The 18,650-nt window shown below is 60.3% G+C and carries 9 protein-coding genes; 7 read left to right on the forward strand and 2 right to left on the reverse strand.

The features are described 5' to 3' along the window. Positions 1-72 precede the first annotated feature (72 nt). The 7 genes from HQL56_05075 to HQL56_05105 all read left to right on the forward strand — a co-directional run bounded on the left by HQL56_05075 (position 73) and on the right by HQL56_05105 (position 15,721). Positions 73-1,110, forward strand: coding sequence for a hypothetical protein (locus HQL56_05075; GenBank protein ID MBF0308882.1), 1,038 nt, complete (start codon positions 73-75; stop codon positions 1,108-1,110). Between the two features lie 55 nt (positions 1,111-1,165). After that, entirely contained in the window at positions 1,166-7,189 is a 6,024-nt protein-coding gene (locus HQL56_05080; GenBank protein MBF0308883.1) for an alpha-2-macroglobulin, read from the forward strand. Continuing rightward, the gene (pbpC, locus tag HQL56_05085; protein MBF0308884.1) at positions 7,186-9,387 is read left to right on the forward strand and encodes a penicillin-binding protein 1C; all 2,202 of its coding nucleotides are present in this window, start codon (positions 7,186-7,188) and stop codon (positions 9,385-9,387) included. Before HQL56_05080 ends, pbpC begins: the two co-directional genes overlap by 4 nt. An 87-nt stretch (positions 9,388-9,474) precedes the next feature. Next, a complete protein-coding gene (locus tag HQL56_05090) occupies positions 9,475-11,970 on the forward strand; it encodes a DUF115 domain-containing protein (protein MBF0308885.1) in 2,496 nt (831 codons plus the stop codon). 15 nt (positions 11,971-11,985) lie between these two features. Then, positions 11,986-12,993: an SDR family oxidoreductase gene (locus HQL56_05095; GenBank protein MBF0308886.1), complete on the forward strand. Its 1,008-nt coding sequence runs from the start codon at positions 11,986-11,988 to the stop codon at positions 12,991-12,993. Continuing rightward, positions 12,993-13,307, forward strand: a complete 315-nt coding sequence (locus HQL56_05100) for a hypothetical protein (GenBank protein MBF0308887.1) — start codon at positions 12,993-12,995, stop codon at positions 13,305-13,307. Before HQL56_05095 ends, HQL56_05100 begins: the two co-directional genes overlap by 1 nt. Before the next feature lie 134 nt (positions 13,308-13,441). Beyond that, complete coding sequence (locus HQL56_05105; GenBank protein ID MBF0308888.1) at positions 13,442-15,721, forward strand: response regulator; 2,280 nt, start codon at positions 13,442-13,444, stop codon at positions 15,719-15,721. Positions 15,722-15,724: 3 nt separating this feature from the next. Here the strand turns inward: HQL56_05105 and HQL56_05110 are convergent, their stop codons facing one another. Both HQL56_05110 and HQL56_05115 read right to left on the reverse strand, forming a co-directional pair. Continuing rightward, positions 15,725-17,794: a tetratricopeptide repeat protein gene (locus HQL56_05110; protein MBF0308889.1), complete on the reverse strand. Its 2,070-nt coding sequence runs from the start codon at positions 17,792-17,794 to the stop codon at positions 15,725-15,727. Further along, positions 17,791-18,650: hypothetical protein (locus HQL56_05115; protein MBF0308890.1), on the reverse strand; the 860-nt coding region annotated here is incomplete at its 5' end. The genes HQL56_05115 and HQL56_05110, both read right to left, overlap by 4 nt.

The raw sequence follows: 18,650 nt of genomic DNA on the forward strand, positions 1-18,650 counted from the left end.
AACCGAGGATCTACCATTCCGGGTACGGAAGGCATCCTTCGTGTCTATTCCCAGCGTCGAGGAGCGTCAGTCATGCCGGAAACCCGTCAAGATCGCGGTGTTGGCTTTGCTTTGGGTGGTTTGGGCGGGTCCAACGCCCACGGAGTGGGTTTTCTGGAGGCGGCCCGCCGACAGGGGATCACGCCCCGCATCATCTCCTGCACCAGCGGCATGATCCATTGGACGGCGCATTGGCTGGCCAATAGGCCGATGAGGGAGAAGCTGGAGGAGCAGATACGGCTCATGCCCCGGCTGCCGGAACCCTTCGCCCATTTGTCGGGTTGGAAGATGATGCTTCAGGGCTTGCCCGGCGTTTTTCGTCCCGCCTGGTGGGACAACTGGCGCGATTCTCTGGGCCAATTCCCCCCGATGGACCGCAACGCCCTGTTCGATCTGCTTTTCCCCGCTCGCATGGTTGTTCCCACCCGCTCGGACGAGTTTTACGCGGAGATGGCGACCATCCTCAACGAAGCTTCGATCGGAGTGGTTTTCAACAGCTACGCCCCGGCCAGCGGCAAGGAGTACCTCCATGTCAACCCCGTCGCGTTGCAACTTTTGGGGCGGGAGCTGGGACGGGATTACGGCGGGCGCATCTTCCGGCCCATCACCCCGGACTACCTGGAGGCCGCGTTGTGGCTGTTGCAATACGGTTTCGGACGGAAGTTCGACGGAGAGGTTCTGGTGGACGGGGCCTATCACCGGCAGTTCATTCTGAAGGAACTGACCTGCGTGGACACCCTCTTCGTGGCCCGTCCCCAGAGTCGCACCTGGCGGGGGGAGTTGCCCGGCAACCTCTTCGAAGCGGAAGATTTCAAGGTTGAGCTGCTGTTCAACAACGCCTACTACGGCGAACTCTCCGCCATGCGGACCATCAACGACCTGTTGGCTAAGAATCATCTATCCTGCAAGGACTTTCACCCCATCGAACTGGTGGAGATCGAGATCGAGACCCAGCGGGGTTTCTTCGACTATTTCTTCGAAAGTCTGGAGGTCTTCGACCAGGCCGAGGTGCAGTCCGAGCGCGTTTTTCGGGAGTGGAATGGTCGGGTTGCGGCATCCAAACAACCCTGATTCATCGTGTGCGATGTGTCGTTCAACCCGCCTGAAGGGCAACAGGGTGCTTGCCATGAAACGATTCTCGGCCCGCCGTATCCTTTCAGCGCTTTTTCTTGGCGTTGGATTAACCGCCCTGCTCTTTCTGCCTGTTGGTGCAACGTCCCTCAGCGCCACGGGTGATTCCGAGCCCGAAACCGCTCCCGCCTCAGTGGAACACTTCTCCCCGCAAGGCACCATAAAACGGGTACGACAAGTCAGCGCCCGATTCAGCGTTCCCATGGTCTCCTTCGGGGACCCCCGTCTGCCGGACCCCTTTGAAATCACCTGCCCGGCTCCGGGTAAGGGTCGATGGGCCGACAGCCGAAACTGGGTTTATGACTTCGAACAGGATCTTCCCGCCGGAGTGAAATGCCACTTCGCCCTCAAGTCCGGGCTGCATTCTCTGGCAGGGGCCTCGGTGACCAACGAAGCCCCCTTTGTCTTTTCCACGGGCGGACCGGCTGTAATGGCCTCCTTTCCGCAGGAAAGATCCATCATCGACGAGGAGCAAATCTTCATTCTGGGATTGGACGCCCCGGCGGAAAAGGCCTCCATCCTGGCCAACGCCTATTGCGAAATCCCCGGGGTGGGGGAAAAGGTGGGGCTTGATCTGCTGGAAGGTGCGGAGCGTCGCAAGGTGCTGCAAGAGACCAAGGGCCAACTCTCTTACTTCTTATCGTTGGTATTTCGGGACACCTCGGGTAGGCAATGGCGCATTCAATCCAAACTCCCGAAAGGGGGAACGGATCGGGAGCGTTTTCTGGACATGGCGGACAAGGAGGATGCCCCCCTCGTTGTAGCCAAGTGCAGGCGCCGATTGCCGACCGAGGCAAAAGTTGGGCTGGTGTGGGGTGAGGGAATCCGCACTGCCAGCGGAGAAGTCACTGAACACTCTCAGCAACTCTCATTCACGGTTCGAAAGGGTTTTACCGCCGAATTTTCCTGTCAAAGAGCCAATAAGGATGCGGGTTGCATGCCTATGCTGCCCCTGATCATACACTATTCGGCTCCAGTATCCCGCCATTACGCTGAACGAGTTACACTCAAAGATAGCCATAATAATACGTACAAAAACTCACACATGATTGAAAAAGATAAAAAAACATCGCCAATCAAATCAGCTTCCATGAATAATTCTGAGCAATATGTAGAATTCACCCATTTTTTCGGGCCTTTCCCGGAGTCGAGCCAATTCACTCTGGAATTTCCCCCGGAATTCAAGGACGATGCGGGCCGGGAACTGGAGAATCGGAGCCATTATCCACTGGCTGTACGCACCGATCAGACCCCGGCCCTGATCAAATTTCCCGGTGCATTTGGAATTGTGGAGGCCAAGGGGGATGCGACTCTGCCTGTAACGGTGCGCAACCTGGAAGCGGTTCTGCCTCTGGATGCCGCCCGCTCCGGCAGCTACGCTTCGGAAGAACAAGCCAAACAGGCAGCACAAACCTCCAACGCCGTTGCCCGGTGGTGGGATAACTTCCGGGAAAAGGTCTGGCCAAAACCCGCCGAAGTGCGAGGGCAACGGCTGCGGGTTGACACACCGGTGGAGTTTCTTACCTGGATGAACCGGGTAACAGAAGCCCAAAAGGAAGAGCATCGCTGGGACGGCAAAAAGCATGTCACAACAAAAAAACCCGGAGGAAATTCTGTTTTCCAGAACCAGTCGCACATCTCTCCTGAAAGTTTCATTCTTCCAAGACCGGAAGGCGGAAAACCATTTGAAGTATTAGGGATTCCCTTTAAGAATCCTGGATACTATATCGTGGAATTGGCCAGTGATCGGTTGGGATCCGAACTCCATGGGGACAAGAAACCCTATTACGTGCAAACCGCCGTTCTGGTCACCAATTTGTCGGTTCACTTCAAATACGGCAACGAATCCTCCTTGGTATGGGTCACCACTCTGGATCAGGGAAAACCTGTTGCCGGTGCGGAAGTCCGGGTCGGCAACTGCGGTGGCCAAGTTTATTTCACTGGCCAAACAGATGGTAGCGGCGTACTCGCCATTCCCCAACAGTTGCCCCAGCAATCGAACTCCTCCTCCGATTGTCTCCGTGATTACCAGCACTTGCACGCAAAGGCCCTGTTAGTTTCCGCCAAACTGGGTGAAGACCAAACCTTTCTGCTGTCCACATGGAACCAGGGGATTTCCTCAAACAGTTTTGGAAATTCAAATAGAGATAACTATAACTCAACAAATCTCAACACCACTGTATTCGACCGCACCCTCCTGAAAGCTGGAGAAACCGTCTCCATGAAACACTTTGCCCGGCAAGGGAGTGGCAATGGCATCATACTGTCCACGCAGGAAAGTCTTCCAAATCAGGCCATCATCCGCCATACAGGAAGCGGTCAAGAGTACAAACTTCCCTTGAAGTGGGATGAGGCCAACACGGCTGAGAATCAATGGCCGATCCCAAAAGAGGCCAAGGCCGGACGTTACGATGTAGTGCTTAAGGAAAACACTAAATCACCGCATAGCACCCTGAAAAGCGTTTCGGGAAATTTTTCCGTGGAGTCATACCGGGTTCCCACCATGAAGGCGGTGTTGAATCCGGTAGAGTCCACCCCGGTCAATCCGGGGCAGGTTGCCTTTGATTTGCGCCTGAGTTACCTATCCGGTGGGGCTGCAGGCTACGCTCCGGTGAAGTTGCGAGGCTTGGTTCGTCCCAAGACCCTGCAATTTAACGATTACGACGGCTTCGTTTTCTCCAATGGGCAGGCGACTGCGGAAGAAAACCACAGCCAAAGAGGCCTGTGGTCCAGACATGATGACGATTGGGACAATCCCGGCAGTGGGGAGAGTTCCTCCGACCAAAGTCAACCTCTACCGGTTCAGTCGCTCCTTCTGGGCGCTGGAGGGACGGCGCAAGGCTCCTTTCCCATGGATCCCACCGAACGCCCACGGGAACTGCAGGCCGAAATGGAATACCAGGACGCCAACGGCGAACGACTGACTTCCTCGACCCGTGTAACGCTGTATCCCTCTCAGGTCGTGTTGGGGCTTAAAACGGACAGATGGACATCGAGCCAGGATCAATTCAAATTTCAGATTCAGGCCTTGAACACCAAGGGACAGCCTGCAGCCGGAGTGAATGTATCGGTTGACCTGCTGGAACGTAAGTATTATTCGAATCGCAAACGACTTCTCGGTGGCTTTTACGCCTACGACAACCACAGTGAAATCAACAAACTGTCGGACGGATTTTGCAGGGGCGTTACCGACAACCTCGGAAAGCTTTTTTGCGATACCAAATCTCCCGTTGCCGGCAATATCATCCTTCAGGCTAAAGCCAGCGATGCGGAAGGGCGAACCAGCTACGTCAATACTGCGGTTTGGGTGGTTAAACAGGGGGAGTTGTGGTTTGGCTCTCAAAATAATGACCGCATGGACCTTCTGCCCGAGAAAAAACGTTGGGAACCCGGCGAGGAGGCTCTTCTGCAGGTGCGCATGCCCTTCCGCGAGGCGACGGCGTTGGTGACCGTGGAACGGGAGGGGGTGCTGGATCACTTCGTTCAGCATCTTTCCGGACAAAACCCCGTGGTCAAGGTGCCCATGCGAGGTCATTACGCTCCCAACGTTTTCGTTTCCGTTCTGGCGGTGCGCGGTCGATCCGGCGCGGTGCAACCCACCGCCCTGGTGGATCTGGGCAAACCCGCCTTCCGCTTGGGATATGCCGAACTCAACGTGGGGTGGAAAGCCCATGAACTGGGGGTGAAGGTGAGCACCGATCAGCCCCTTTACAAAGTCCGGCAGCAGGCTCAGACCCTCATTCAGGTTACCAGCCCCGACGGCAAACCCTTGCCCGCCGGGGCGGAAGTCGCCCTGGCGGCGGTGGATGAAGGGCTGCTTGAACTCAAGAACAACACCTCCTGGAACCTGTTGTCCTCCATGATGCGCCGACGTTCACTGGAGATTCAAACCGCCACGGCCCAGATGCAGGTCATCGGTCGCCGCCATTACGGACGCAAAGCGGTGAGTCCCGGCGGTGGCGGGGGAAAAGCACCTGGACGACAATTGCTGGACACCCTGCTCTCCTGGCAGCCACGGGTTAAATTGGATGAAAATGGAACGGCGCGAGTGGCCATTCCTCTCAACGACGCCCTCAGCTCCTTCCGGGTGGTCGCCATTGCTCACGCCGGGGAGGATTTGTTCGGCACCGGCTCCGCCTCCTTCCGAACCAGCCAGGATTTGATGCTCTTTTCCGGCATCTCTCCAATGGTGCGGGAGCAGGACACCTTCCGCGCCGCCTTCACCCTGCGCAACAGCAGCGACCAGTCGCTCAAAACCGCCCTCACCGGCACCCTGATCACCACCTTCCGCACCGAAGGAGGAGAGTCAACTTCCCAAAACCTCTCTCCACAAGAGGTGGAGCTGAGCCCCGGCGAAAGCCGAGAGGTCTGGTGGGAAACCATGGCCCCCCTGGATGGCAAGCGCTTGAGCTGGACCGTGGAGGCCGTCGCCGGAGAAGCCCGCGACAAGCTCACGGCAACCCAGGAGATCGTGCAAAGCGTTCCGGTTCGGGTCTTCCAGGCCACATTGACATCTCTGGAAAACCCCACAGAAATCCCAGTGGAGATCCCTGCCGACGCCATTCCCGGAAGGGGAGGCCTTCGGGTGCAGTTCCAGGACCGGCTGACAGCGGAACTCTCCGGAGTGAAGGAGTACATGTCCCGGTATCCCTACACCTGTTTGGAACAGAATGTTTCCAAAGCGGTGGCGTTGCAGGATGGGGAGCTGTGGCGAAACGTGATGAACTCCTTACCCTCCTATCTGGACGACGACGGGCTGGCCCGGTACTTCCCCATCCTCCCCGAAGGGAGCGACACCCTCACCGCCTACATTCTGTCCCTCGCCCACGACAACGGCTGGACCATTCCCGACGAAACGCGCAAGCGCATGGCCTCGGGCCTGTGGCGCTTTGCGGAAGGCAAGATTCTCCGCTCTTCGGACCTTCCCGCCGCCGACCTCACCCTGCGCAAACTGGCGGCCCTCGAAGCCCTCTCCCGCCATGGCAAACTCCCTGCGGAGCAGCTCACCTCGCTGAGCATCGAGCCCAATCTTTGGCCCACTTCCGGGGTGATCGACTGGCTCAATTTGCTGAACAGGTCGGGCCACTGGCCGGATCAGGCCAAACGGCGGCAGGAAGCGGTGCAGATTCTCCGCTCCCGCTTGAATTTCCAGGGAACCGGTATGAGCTTTTCGACCGAGCGGTCGGATTATCTGTGGTGGTTGATGATTTCCGCCGACAGTAACGCCAACCGGTTGATTCTCGCTCTGCTGAAGGATCCCCAATGGAAGGAGGATATGCCCCGTCTGGTCCGGGGTGCGCTGGGACGCATGCAAAACGGCCATTGGAGCACCACCACTGCGGATGCCTGGGGGGTGACGGCCATGAAACGCTTCACCGCCGCCTTCGAATCCGAGCCCGTCAGCGGGGAGAGTGCCGCCTTCCTGGGCGACTCTCGACAGATTCTGGATTGGAATACCCAGCCCCACGGGAAAACCCTGGAGCTGCCCTGGCCCAAGGATCGGTCCGTATTGGCCCTGGAACACCGGGGAACGGGGCGACCCTGGGTGACTCTGCAAAGTCGCGCCGCCATCCCCCTCAAGGAGCCCTTGTCCACCGGTTACCGCATTCAGCGCAGCGTCACCCCGGTAGAGCAAAAGAGTCCCGGTGTCTGGAGCCGAGGGGACGTGATGCGCGTGCGACTCGATTTGGAGGCTCAATCGGACATGACCTGGGTAGTGGTCAACGACCCAATCCCCGCCGGGGGAACCATTCTGGGCACCGGGCTTGCCAAGGACTCCAGCCTCCTGACCCGGGGAGAGAACCGGCAGGGCTGGGTGCGTCCAGCTTTCGAGGAACGCACCTTCGAAGCTTTCCACGCCTATTACCGGTGGGTTCCCAAAGGGAAGTGGACGGTGGAGTACAGTGTGAGGCTCAACAATCCGGGTCACTTCTCCCTGCCCCCCAGCCGGGTGGAAGCGATGTATGCCCCGGAGATGCTGGGAGAGCTTCCCGTTGATCCCGTGACCGTGGTCCCATGAGCGGAGGGGCTGTTCGCAGCGGACTGATCCTGGCGGTTTCGGGGGGATTGCTCTGGTTTTGTTGGGGGCTGTACCTTGGAAGCGAAGCGGTCATCCCCTCGTTCGAGCAGGTCAAATCCCTCCACCGCAGCAGCGACATCCTGCTGATGGACCGGGAAGACCGGCCGTTGCACCAACTGCGGCTGGACCTTGGCGCACGGCGCCTGCCCTGGACCCCGTTGACCGAGGTCTCCCCGGCCTTGCAGGAGGTGATTATCGCCTCCGAGGACCGTCGCTTTTGGAAACATGGCGGTGTGGACTGGCCGGCGCTGCTGCGGGCGGGCTGGTTCCGACTGCAAGGCAAAAAGGCAGGCGGAGCCAGCACCCTCACCATGCAGTTGGCAGCCCGGCTTGATCCGGGGCTTCGTCCCTCGGAGAAGCAACGCTCTCCGGGGCAGAAGTGGGCTCAACTGCGGGCGGCCTGGGCCTTGGAACGGAACTGGAGCAAGGCGCGAATTCTGGAAGCCTATCTCAATCTGGTCAGCTTTCGGGGAGAAGTTCAGGGCATTCACGCCGCCAGCCGTGCCCTGTTGGACAAGTTTCCCTCCGGGGTGGAGCGGGAGGAGGCCCTGCTGTTGGCGGCGTTGATCCCTTCCCCCAACGCTTCGGGGGAGCGGGTGGCGCAACGGGCTTGCACTCTGGCGAGCCGACTTGGCGCCCAGGCGGATGTATGCCCCCGACTGGAGCAAATGGCCCTGCGAGTTCTGACAGGTGGTTTACCCCCCATCCGTCCGTTGCAAGCCCTGGCCCCTCATGCCGCCCTACAGTTGGCGGCGCGGCTTCCTGGTGGACAGCCCCTTCCGGAGCGGCTGCCATCAACCCTGGATGGCCCGCTGCAACGCTTCGCCGTGGAGACCATGGCCCTGCAACTGGCCCAGTTGGCAGGACGAAACGTACACGACGGAGCCTTGCTGGCAGTGGATAACGATACCGGCGAGATTCTGGCCTATGTCGGCAACGCCGGCAATCACCAAGCCACCCGCCAGGTGGACGGGGTCACGGCCCCCCGCCAGCCAGGCTCCGCTCTCAAGCCCATCCTCTATCAACTGGCCCTGGAACAGCGTTTGTTGACCGCCGCCTCTCTACTGGAAGACGCCCCGGTGGAACTGGACACCAACGGTGGACTCTACGCCCCGCAAAATTATGATATGGCGTTCAAAGGCTGGGTGAGTCTCCGCACCGCGCTGGCTTCGTCCCTCAATGTCCCTGCCGTGCGCACCCTGATGCTGGTGGGACCGGTCACCTTTCTGGAAAGGCTGCGCCGTTTGGGCTTCGATCTTCTCGACCGGGAGGCGGCCTATTACGGCTACGCCCTGGCCCTGGGTTCCGGAGAGGTGACCTTGCGCCAACTGGTCGGCGCTTATCGCACCCTGGCCAATGGCGGCTTGGCCTCCCCTCTGACCTTGCAACCGGGCAGGGAGAGGATCGAGCCGGAACGGGTGATGGATCCGGCTTCCGCCTTCATCGTGGCTCAGGTACTGGCCGATCCGATCGCACGCGGCATGACCTTCGGTCTGGACAACCCCCTGAGTACCCCCTTCTGGAGCGCGGTGAAAACCGGCACCAGCAAGCAGATGCGCGACAACTGGTGCGTCGGCTTCTCCTCCCGCTACACTGTCGGAGTCTGGGTGGGCAATTTCGACGGCTCCCCGATGCACGAGGTCTCGGGAGTCTCCGGAGCGGCTCCGGCCTGGCTGGAGGTGATGAATTTCCTGCATCGCGGGCAACCCTCACTTCCGCCTCCCCCCCCGCCCGGATTGCTCGCAACCCGCGTGAGCTTCGAACCTCCCCTGGAACCATCCCGTGAGGAGTGGTTCCTGAAGGACACCGAACTGACCACCGTGCGACTCAATGCCCAGCGCCCGGTTCGCATACAGCATCCCCCGGAGGGCGCCATTCTGGCCATCGATCCGGACATCCCCCCGGAGCGGCAGAGGCTCTTCTTTCTCATGTCACCCCCGGACGCCAACCTCTCCTGGCGGCTGGATGGCCACAAGGTGATCGATCCGCAACAGGGCTGGTTTCCGACACCGGGTTCTCACCATCTGGAACTGGTGCGTCAATCTCCGGAAAAAGCGGAGACCCTGGACCGGGTACGCTTCGAGGTGCGGGGGGCGCTGGCCAAACCATGGGTGGACAGCACGACGCAGCATCATTGACAGGCGCATTTCTTGCATTAGTTCTACCCAAATTCTACCCAAATTCTTCCCATCTCACCCTTCGACCACCCCAACACCGGATCGCCCATGGACACCCAAATCGGTACCTTTCGCACCAACCGCTTCGGGGAACCCTACCTGCCCCTGGTCAACAAGGAGTCCTTCTCCGCCAACGGCTCCGCCGCCCTCTACCAGCAGCACTTCGGCGAAGCCTTCAAGGACAAGGATTACCTCTACATCATCACCGGCACCGACTCCGGCCTGCTGCCCGCCTACATCCGTCGCAAAGGGCTGCCCGACGGCAGCCGCTTCCTCTTCGTGGAACTGCCGGAGATCATCGCCGCCCTGGCCGCTGCCGGCATTGGGCAGGATCTGCCCGCCAACATGGCCCTGTGTACCCCCCTCGATTGGGAAGCCAAGGCCGCCGAGTTTTCCATACGCGACTACTTCTACCTGGGCAACGTGGCCATGCTGCGCTCGCTGGCCGCCCTGGACGCCAATCTGGTCGAATATGCCGGGTTGCACGCCAATATCGCCAACTCCCTGCACCAGCACCGCATGAACAACCTGGTGGAGACCGGCACCCAGATCTTCATGTTGCGCGGCCTGGAAAACCTCGCCGAAAACCGTCTGCCCGCCACCCTGCTGGAGGAAGCCTTTCCCGGCAAAACGGCGGTTCTCCTGGCGGCCGGACCTTCGTTGAGCGAAATCCTGCCCTGGGTCAAGGCCCATCGCCAGGAGATCGTGCTGCTGGCCGTCTCCCGCCTGGCCGCCAAACTTCAGGCCGAAGGGCTGACCCCCGACATCTTCTTCTCCATCGACCCCCACGACGTGGCCTTCTTCGCCTCCCGCGAAATGTTGCGCTTCGGGGAACGCTCCCTGCTGGTCAGCCTTTACCACTGCACCCCGCGACTGGTGGGTCAATGGCGCGGCAGACACCTCTACATGGGGCCCCGCTTCCTCTGGGCCACCCCCCTGAATGTGAAAAATCACCAGTTCCCCGGCATCACCGTCTCCCATCAGGCCCTGGGTCTGGCCTTGTTCATGGGCTTTTCCCAGGTCATTCTCGGCGGCTTCGACCTCTGTTTCACCAAAGAGGGCTTCACCCACGCCAAAGGCAGCGTCGAATCGGACATGGGGCCCTTCATGGACCAGACCGAATACAAGGTCGAAACCAACGGCGGCTGGCTGGCCGAAACCCGCTCCGACTTCTTCTCCGCCATTCCCAGCCTGGCCGAACTGGCCCGCATGGGTCAGGAACGGGGCGTTGCGGTGATCAATCCCGCCGAAGGGGCGGCCCGCATCAGCGGGGTCGAACATCGCCCCCTGGGGGAAATCCGTCTCGATCCCCTCGACAGCCCCGCCTGGGAGCGGCTGCAGACCCTGCTGCCCCCCGACAGCGCCGAATCCCGCCAGGCCCACGCCAAAGCCATGATCGAGGAGCTGGCGCGGGTGCGCGAAGAGGTCTCCGCAATCCGCAAACTCGCCGTGGAAGGGCTGGAGTGCAACGCCCGCTTCTTCGGGCGCAAAGGCCGCGCCAAGGGGCAGATCGACTACCGCTACAAACTGCGTATGGACGAGGTCGAAAAGGAGATCGACACCCGTTTTCACGGCAGCGCCGTCCTGGTGAAACGCTGGGGCATTCGCGAGTTTCTCAAACTGGTGCGCCCGGACAAAAACCGGGAGTGGAGCGACGCCGATATCGAGGAGATGGGCGCCCGCTACTATCGCACCTATCAGGAGAGCGCCACCGCCATGCTGAAGCTGCTCGACACCACGCGACAGCGACTGCAGATGCGCCTGGAAGAGGAGAGCCCCAATCCCAACCTGAAGATGCTGTTGCAGCAGTGGCAGAACGACAATCAACCCGGTCGGGCGCGACTGTTTTTGCAGAATCATCCGGCTGCGGCGCAACTTCCACAGAATGCCAAACTCCTGCCCCGCTTCGAGGAGGCCGGACAACGCTTCGAAGAGCAGATTACCCAACAGGAGCATCTGTTCAAACAGCTCATTCGCAACAAGGTGCATCCCTATCTGGTGCGTCTGAAAGGCGCGGAACTCTTCCGCCAGAAGGATGCCGACCGTCTGCGCCACATCCTGGCCGGGTTGGAAAACAGCCAGCTCGCCGAAAAAGAGGAGCTGTTGGCCCTGTTCCGGGGATTCGTGGCGGAGTTGAGCGAGGATTTCGACGCCGCCCTGGACGAATACGATCGGGTCAAACGCCCCTACCTGCGGGAGGAGAGTCTGGGTCGCTCCTCGGCCATTCATCTGAAACGGCAACGCCTCGATCTGGCCCTGCCGGTGCTGGCGGAACTGGCGCAACTCTCCCCGATCAACCGGCCCCACTACGCCTCGCTGCTGCGTCTCACGGGGCGTTTGCAGGAGTCGATCGCCCAGTATCGGGAGTATCTGAGCATCAATCCCGCGGACCCGGTGGCCCGGCTGCGCCTGGGACAGGCCCTGCTGGACGCCGGCGTTCCGCAAGAAGCCGCCTCGGTGGTGCGCCCCATCCTCGACGAGGATCCCGGCCATGTCGCCGCCCTGCGCTTTTTGGAGAGCCTGCCCCTCTCCCCCACTTCCTGACAGAGAGATCGCACCATGAGTCATAAAACCGTCCTGGTCACCGGCGGCGCCGGTTACGTGGGCTCCATTCTGGTCCGCACCCTGCTGCGCCGGGGCTATCGGGTCCTCTGCCTCGACAACCTGCTCTGCGGCGGTGAATCCATCATCGACTGCTGGCTGCACCCCCGCTTCCAGTTCTTTCGCGTCGATGTCACCAAACACGCCGAGGTGCAACGCCTTCTCGACCTGCACCCGGTCTGGGGCGTGGTTCACCTGGCCGCCATCGTCGGCGATCCCGCCTGCAAACGCTCCCCCGAGCTGGCCATGGCCACCAACTGGGAAGCCTCCGTCATGCTGGCCGACGAAGCCCGCGAACGCGGCGCCTCCCGCTTCGTCTTCGCCTCCACCTGCTCCAACTACGGCAAGATGGCCGAAGGCGCGGGTTACGTCCACGAGGACTCCCCCCTGGCACCGGTCTCCCTCTACGCCGAATTGAAAGTGCGTTTCGAGAAGTACCTGTTGCAGGAATCCCCCCGCAAAGAGAGCTTCTGCCCCACCTCCCTGCGTTTCGCCACGGTTTACGGCGTCTCGCCGCGCATGCGCTTCGACCTCACGGTCAACGAGTTCACCAAGGAGTTGGCCACGGGCCGCGAACTGGTGGTCTACGGTGAACAGTTCTGGCGTCCCTACTGCCATGTGGCCGACTTCTCCCGCGCCATCCTGGCCGTTCTGGAAGCTCCCCGCAAAAAGGTGGCCTACGATGTCTTCAACGTGGGCGATACCGCGGAAAACTACACCAAAGGCATGATTCTGGACCTGTTGACCGAACACTTCCCCCGTGGCCTGATCCGCCGCGTGGAGCAGTTGGACGACCCCAGGGACTATCGGGTGCGCTTCGAAAAAATCCGCGACCGCCTCGGCTTCAAAGTCAGTCGCAAGGTGCCCGACGGCATCAAGGAGATCAAAGCCATGCTGGAAGCCGGCATCATCGGCGATCCGGAGGATCAGCGTTACTACAACATTCCGCACCCCCGCCCGGCCTGATGCGCTCCGTTCCGCTGCTGCTCGCCGCCCTCTGCCTGCTCTGGCCCCTCACCCGGGCCGGAGCGGGCGGCTTTCCCGCTTCGCCCGAATGCAACTGGTTCGGCGCCAGTATCGGCGCTCCCCCGGAGCAGTGGCCCGATCTTTCCGGCAACCTCCCGGAAGTGGAAAAACGTCTCCTGGCCCACTGCAACCATCGTTACTGTGGCCAGGAACCCCGCCGCCACTTCTCCATGGCCTACGAGGTCATGCCCTGCTCCCGTGAATGTCTTCAGGACAAACGCAAACAGTACCGCGCCGCCTGCACCACGCAATAAATTAACAAAATAGCCCTCCACGCCGTTCCTGAATACCCACTACCCCCTGAAAGTTATAGCTTTTTCATGTTTTCCTGTTGTCAGCATTCTGTTAATCTCGGCGTCATGAACTCTTCCTTGATGAGGACGCCTTATTGCCCATACCGCCCCGGCTGATTCCGCGTCTCCAGGCCCTCCTCCCGATCGTGGAAAAGATGGCCTTCTCCTGGGTCATCAATCTGCTGATTGTTTTACTGGTTCTCATTGCCTTTTCCGCCACCCGCGACCATGTCGAACGGGAGTGGTTCTACCAACTGGAACTGGAATCCCGCACCCGCTTCCGGGCCGCCCAGCGCGGCGCAGCGGAAGCCGAACGGGCCCTCGACAGCCTGGTTCGGGGATTTTCGGCCTTGGGAAGCGTCAAACCCGACGAGTTCAGCGATCTCTGCAACAGCGTTCTGTCCAAAGCCTACGGCATCCGGGCGCTGGCCTGGTTGCCCGCCCCGGAGAAACCCGGTTCCGATACCTCGCCGCTTGGCGGCCTCCGCATTCATACCGGGCGATTGCCGTTTCTGCCGGATAATTTAAACCTGTTCACCCATGCCGACTTTCGCGCCACCCTGGAAATGGCCCTCGAATCGGGACAAACCGCCGCCTCCAAACCGATCCTGCTGGAAGATGATCCGCTGGGAGAGGTGCTGGTTCTGCTCGCATCACCCCGCTTTCAGCCCGGCTCCCGCCACGATACCCCGGCCACCCGGCGGGAACAGGTGACCGGCTTTCTTCTCGGTCTGTTTCGCGTGAGCATTCTGATCGAGGAGCAACTGCGTCACCAACCCCCCATGGGTATCGATTTTCTGCTGCTGGACGCCAGTCCCGGATCGGACAATGCGATGCTGCATTTCCACAACAGCCGCAAGATCACCGATTTCCGCAATCGGGAAAAAGCCCTGGAGCAGATGTACAACGCCCGCAACACGGTCTTTTTCCGCACCTTCGCCGTGGCCAACCGCACCTGGAGCTTCCACGCCGCCCCCACGCCCCATTTCAGCCGGTCCCGTTTTCTGCAGGCCATTCCCTGGTTCCTTCTCTTTGGCGGAACCCTGGTTATCTGGGTACTCAACCTGCACATGGCCCGAGAGAGACGGGAGAAACAGATGCGGGAGCAGGCCAACGAACGCCTGGAGCGCAACGTGCGGGAACGCACCCATGCCCTTTCGGAGGCCAATGCCCTGTTACGGGAACAGCAGGAAGTCCTTCACATCGCCAAAGCGGCGGCGGAATCGGCCAACAGCGCCAAAAGCCAGTTTCTGGCCTCCATGAGCCATGAGATTCGCACCCCCCTGAATACCGTGCTGGGCATGAATCAACTGCTTCAGGAGACGCCGCTGAACGACGAACAGCGGCAGTTTCTCGCCATCTCCACCCGAGCCGGGGAGTCGTTGCTCTCCCTGCTCAACGACATATTGGACCTCTCCAAGGTGGAAGCGGGACAGCTGGATCTCGAAATCCGGCCCTTCTCCCCGGCCCGTCTGCTGGATGAGGTTCTCGACATGCTACGTATACTGGCGCGGGACAAGGCTATCGAACTCAACTGCGACCTGGATCCGGAGCTGCCCTCCCATCTGTTGGGAGATCCCCAGCGTCTGCGACAGATTCTGCTCAATCTGGGCAACAACGCCCTCAAGTTCACCCGAACCGGAGCGGTGCGCTTTGCCGTGAGACCGGTGACGCCTCTGGGGGTGCAGTTCGAGGTGTGTGATACCGGCATCGGCATAGCCGCCGACAAGCTGCCGAGCCTCTTTTATCCCTTCACCCAGGCCCACCACGAGCTTTCCAGCCGTCTGGGCGGTGTCGGGCTGGGGTTGGCCATCTGTCGCAAGCTGGTGGAGAAGATGGGGGGTGACATCGGGGTGGAGAGCCGCCGGGGCATGGGAACCCGTTTTCACTTCCGTCTGCCGCTGCCCCCCACCGAGGCGGACGAACCGGCCATTGCCCAGCCCGCGACGCCGACACCCTGCCAGCGGAACGAAGGGAGCAACCCCATCCTGAGGATTCTTCTGGCGGAAGACGCGGAGGACAACCGGCTACTGGTCACCAGCTTCCTGAAACGCGCCCCCTGTGAAATCACCTGCGCGGAAAACGGGGCTCAGGCCGTGGTGCTATACCAGGAGCAGTGTTTCGATCTGGTGCTGATGGATCTGCAGATGCCGGAGCTGGACGGCTTCGAGGCGGCGAGAAAGATTCGCGCCTGGGAAAAAGACCTGGACCTGAAACCGACCGTCCTGATCGCCCTCACCGCCCACGCCCTGTTGGAAGTGCGTGACATGGTCTTCGCCTGCGGATTCGACGACCACATCACCAAACCGGTGCGCAAGAACCAACTGGTGGAGCTGGTTTGCGGCATGGTGCGACAGGGTGGCGAAAGGGCCTGAGCCTCACGCCCGATGGGCCGCGATGAGATCTTCTTCCACCGGATCGCGAAGTGAACGGTTGCGGTCGAGGCTTCTCACCAGCCAGTCGCGTTTGTGATCTTCAAGGGTGGAAAATTCCTCTGCCGGCATGACGTATCGAGGCGCTACGCCCCCGTTTTTTTCCGTCACAATCACCGATTCCAATTCGGGGAAACGGGCTTTGAGACGATCCCAATCGACTTCCTGACCTTGGCGATTGAAAACCCGGCCATTATGCACTTGCAGGGCGGCATCACCGGGGTGGTCCTTTACCTGGGAGTCAAAATAGTCCGCAGCCTCGCCGAGGCCGTTTTCCCCCCAGATCAACAACCCCTCTTCACTCCGCTTGTCGGCGGCCACGGCGACCTGATCAAGGTGGCTGCGAGCGACAGAAAAATCTCCTGTTCGACGAAATGCCGTAGCCCGGCCCAGATGGGGGGCGTGGCTGAAATCCCGCCCGGTGATCCCCGCCAGAGTGGATGGCGAGCCATCCCGGCCTGTTTCAGGAGGTACTCGGCGGACATCCGATCGTTTTCCCTCACGCAAAATCCGTAAGGTATTTTTCTTTTTGTGCAGCTCGGGATTATTCGGATCTATCTCCTCCGCCCGACCAAGGGCTGCTTCGGCTTCATCCGGTCGATTGAGATTCATCAGCACATCCGCCCGGCTGACATGGACATTGATCGCATTCGGTAGAGACTGTTCTGCCTGGTTCAGCACCTCCAGCCCAGCCTCCACATCCCCCTGCCAGACCAGGGCATACGCCTTGTTGACGTGGACAACGGAATCTTCCGGGAAAAACGTCAGAGCATCATCCAGAACGACCAGGGCCGACCGGGTATCCCCCCGTTTGGCCAGGGCATCACCCAGTTGGGTGTGGGCATGGGCAATATGGGGAAACCGGCGTCGCGCCTGCCAGAAGACCGTCTCGGCCCGCCGCCAGTCTCCGGAGGCATTCAGTGCCCGAGCCAACAGGGACCAAGAGTAAGGATTGGTTGGCTCCCAAGTGGCAGCCTCCAGAGCCAGATCAATCCCCCAAAGAGGTTCTTGAGTCAAGATTTTTTCACCAATGCTACTGAAAGTGCGAACCAGAAAATAACTGTTACCTGTCGCAAATGTATAATGGCGGTACCGCTCAAAAAAGGCTTCAAGCTCCGTCTTGAGTTGACAGAAAGGCTCATTAGACAGCCGGTGGATCATTTCCTGGCGCTGACCTTCACTCGGTAATTGCAAAGTATTCCGATCCAAGCGCCCCCTGCCGGAAAACGCCTCGGGAAAATGGCTTGCCAGCCACCCTCCGGCCTCCTCATTCAACTTAACCCGGTGGCTGGCTTCACCCAGCTTGCGGCTCCAGGCCTCGGTACTCATCGGGTAGGCCCCTTTGAGAAACTCAACATACCGGTCCAATTCGCCACGGTCCCGCCTCAAACGCGACAACCCCTTGGCGAAGGAGAGCAGCCCTACCAGAAGTGGTTCGGTCACCCGTCCGGGAGGTCCGCTTTGATCCGGCTCCGGCATGCGCAACAACCCGTTCAAGCCCAGTCGGCCATAATGAGAAAAACCGTTTCCGGAGAGGGCGGACACTTCAAGCCAGAGACGCATCAGGCTGCGGTCTTCCTGGTGGTTGCCCAGCGCGGCGTAACAGGCTCCCAGCGGGTCGCAGGAGAGGCCATAAAAGTATTCGCCGAGAAGATCCCGTAAACTGCCTTGAAACGAGTCCCGGCCCAGCCATTTCAGGGTGGTTTGCAAGTTCAGGGAGGAGGCAGCATGGAAAGAGTGCACCAGCATATGGGCGAAGGCCTTGGGATTGCCAAATTCCCGAGCCACCCCGCCGCAAAGGGAGTGTTCCAGCCACTCCCGCAAGGCCCCATCCACCAGACGGCTCGAATCCCCCAGAGCGGAAACGGCGTGGCGCAAGGCCTCGGCAGGTTCGGCGCGATTGAATTCCCCCAGATAGACCCTGCCAGACAACAAATCGCCCACCGCCTTCGCCGCATCCCGGTGAAAGCTCTCCTGCCACAGCGACAGATCGTTCTTTTGGACGGTGGTCGTCACGGCGAATCCCTGTCGCGCCAGAGAAAATCGTCCCGGTCCCGGAAGACGCGCAGCATCGGCAGATGCCACTGGCGGGCCTGCTCCAGAGACAAACCCGGCGCACGAGACACCACCCCCGTTCGGATGAGGTGTTCCACTTTGTATTTCATCTTGGGATGCAGCAATTCCATGCCATAGGAATAATCGTTCTGAGTGCTGACAAGGCTTAAATTCACGGTGCGCCCGCCAAACCCCTCATCCTCAAGCGCTTTGGCGCCCGGGATAGGCGCGGGGAAAAAACAGGGATTCAACTCCCCGTCCAGAACCGTCGGCATCATCAGGCGCGAAGCCCTCTCACCGGAAAGGCGGGTTTCTTCCACCCGATACTGCAAGAGCAGAACCGGAGTGGGCTCTAACGCCCCCGTGGCCGGGTTCAGACAGGGTTGCAGGTGGGCCATACCCAGACGGTCCCGAATGGCATCAGCCCAATCGGGCCGTTCCATCAAATCGTCCACCTCATCCAGATAGGTCGCAAAAACCGGACGCAAATCCCGCTTTTCGTTCCAGTCGCTGCAGAACCGCTCCAGCCAGGTCCGGGCTGCCGCCTTGTCAGGGCTGTTACCGCGAACCTCCTCCACCGCACGCAACAAATCGTCCAGGGGATGACCGGCCAGAGTGGCGGCGTCGTAGCCATTTTCCAACCGTATCAACTTGCGCTCGGGAGCCACGGTTCGGTGGATGCTGTTACCACCGTTCGCCTTGCGGAAGGTCCACGGTTCCCGGTTGAGTTCGGCCTCGTCGATGAAAATCTCGTTGGTCAGATAATTAATAAAGGTAAACCCCCGGCTCTGCCGGGGTGACAGTAGAAGTTTGACTT

It is taken from the genome of Magnetococcales bacterium (genome assembly GCA_015231925.1).
In the GTDB taxonomy this organism is placed as follows: Bacteria; Pseudomonadota; Magnetococcia; order Magnetococcales; family JADGAQ01; genus JADGAQ01.

Excerpts from the sequence above, each read along its gene's own strand:
- HQL56_05075 (MBF0308882.1), top strand. The coding sequence starts at position 73 with ATGCCGGAAACCCGTCAAGATCGCGGTGTTGGCTTTGCTTTGGGTGGT.
- HQL56_05080 (MBF0308883.1), top strand. The coding sequence starts at position 1,166 with ATGAAACGATTCTCGGCCCGCCGTATCCTTTCAGCGCTTTTTCTTGGC.
- pbpC (MBF0308884.1), top strand. The coding sequence starts at position 7,186 with ATGAGCGGAGGGGCTGTTCGCAGCGGACTGATCCTGGCGGTTTCGGGG.
- HQL56_05090 (MBF0308885.1), top strand. The coding sequence starts at position 9,475 with ATGGACACCCAAATCGGTACCTTTCGCACCAACCGCTTCGGGGAACCC.
- HQL56_05095 (MBF0308886.1), top strand. The coding sequence starts at position 11,986 with ATGAGTCATAAAACCGTCCTGGTCACCGGCGGCGCCGGTTACGTGGGC.
- HQL56_05100 (MBF0308887.1), top strand. The coding sequence starts at position 12,993 with ATGCGCTCCGTTCCGCTGCTGCTCGCCGCCCTCTGCCTGCTCTGGCCC.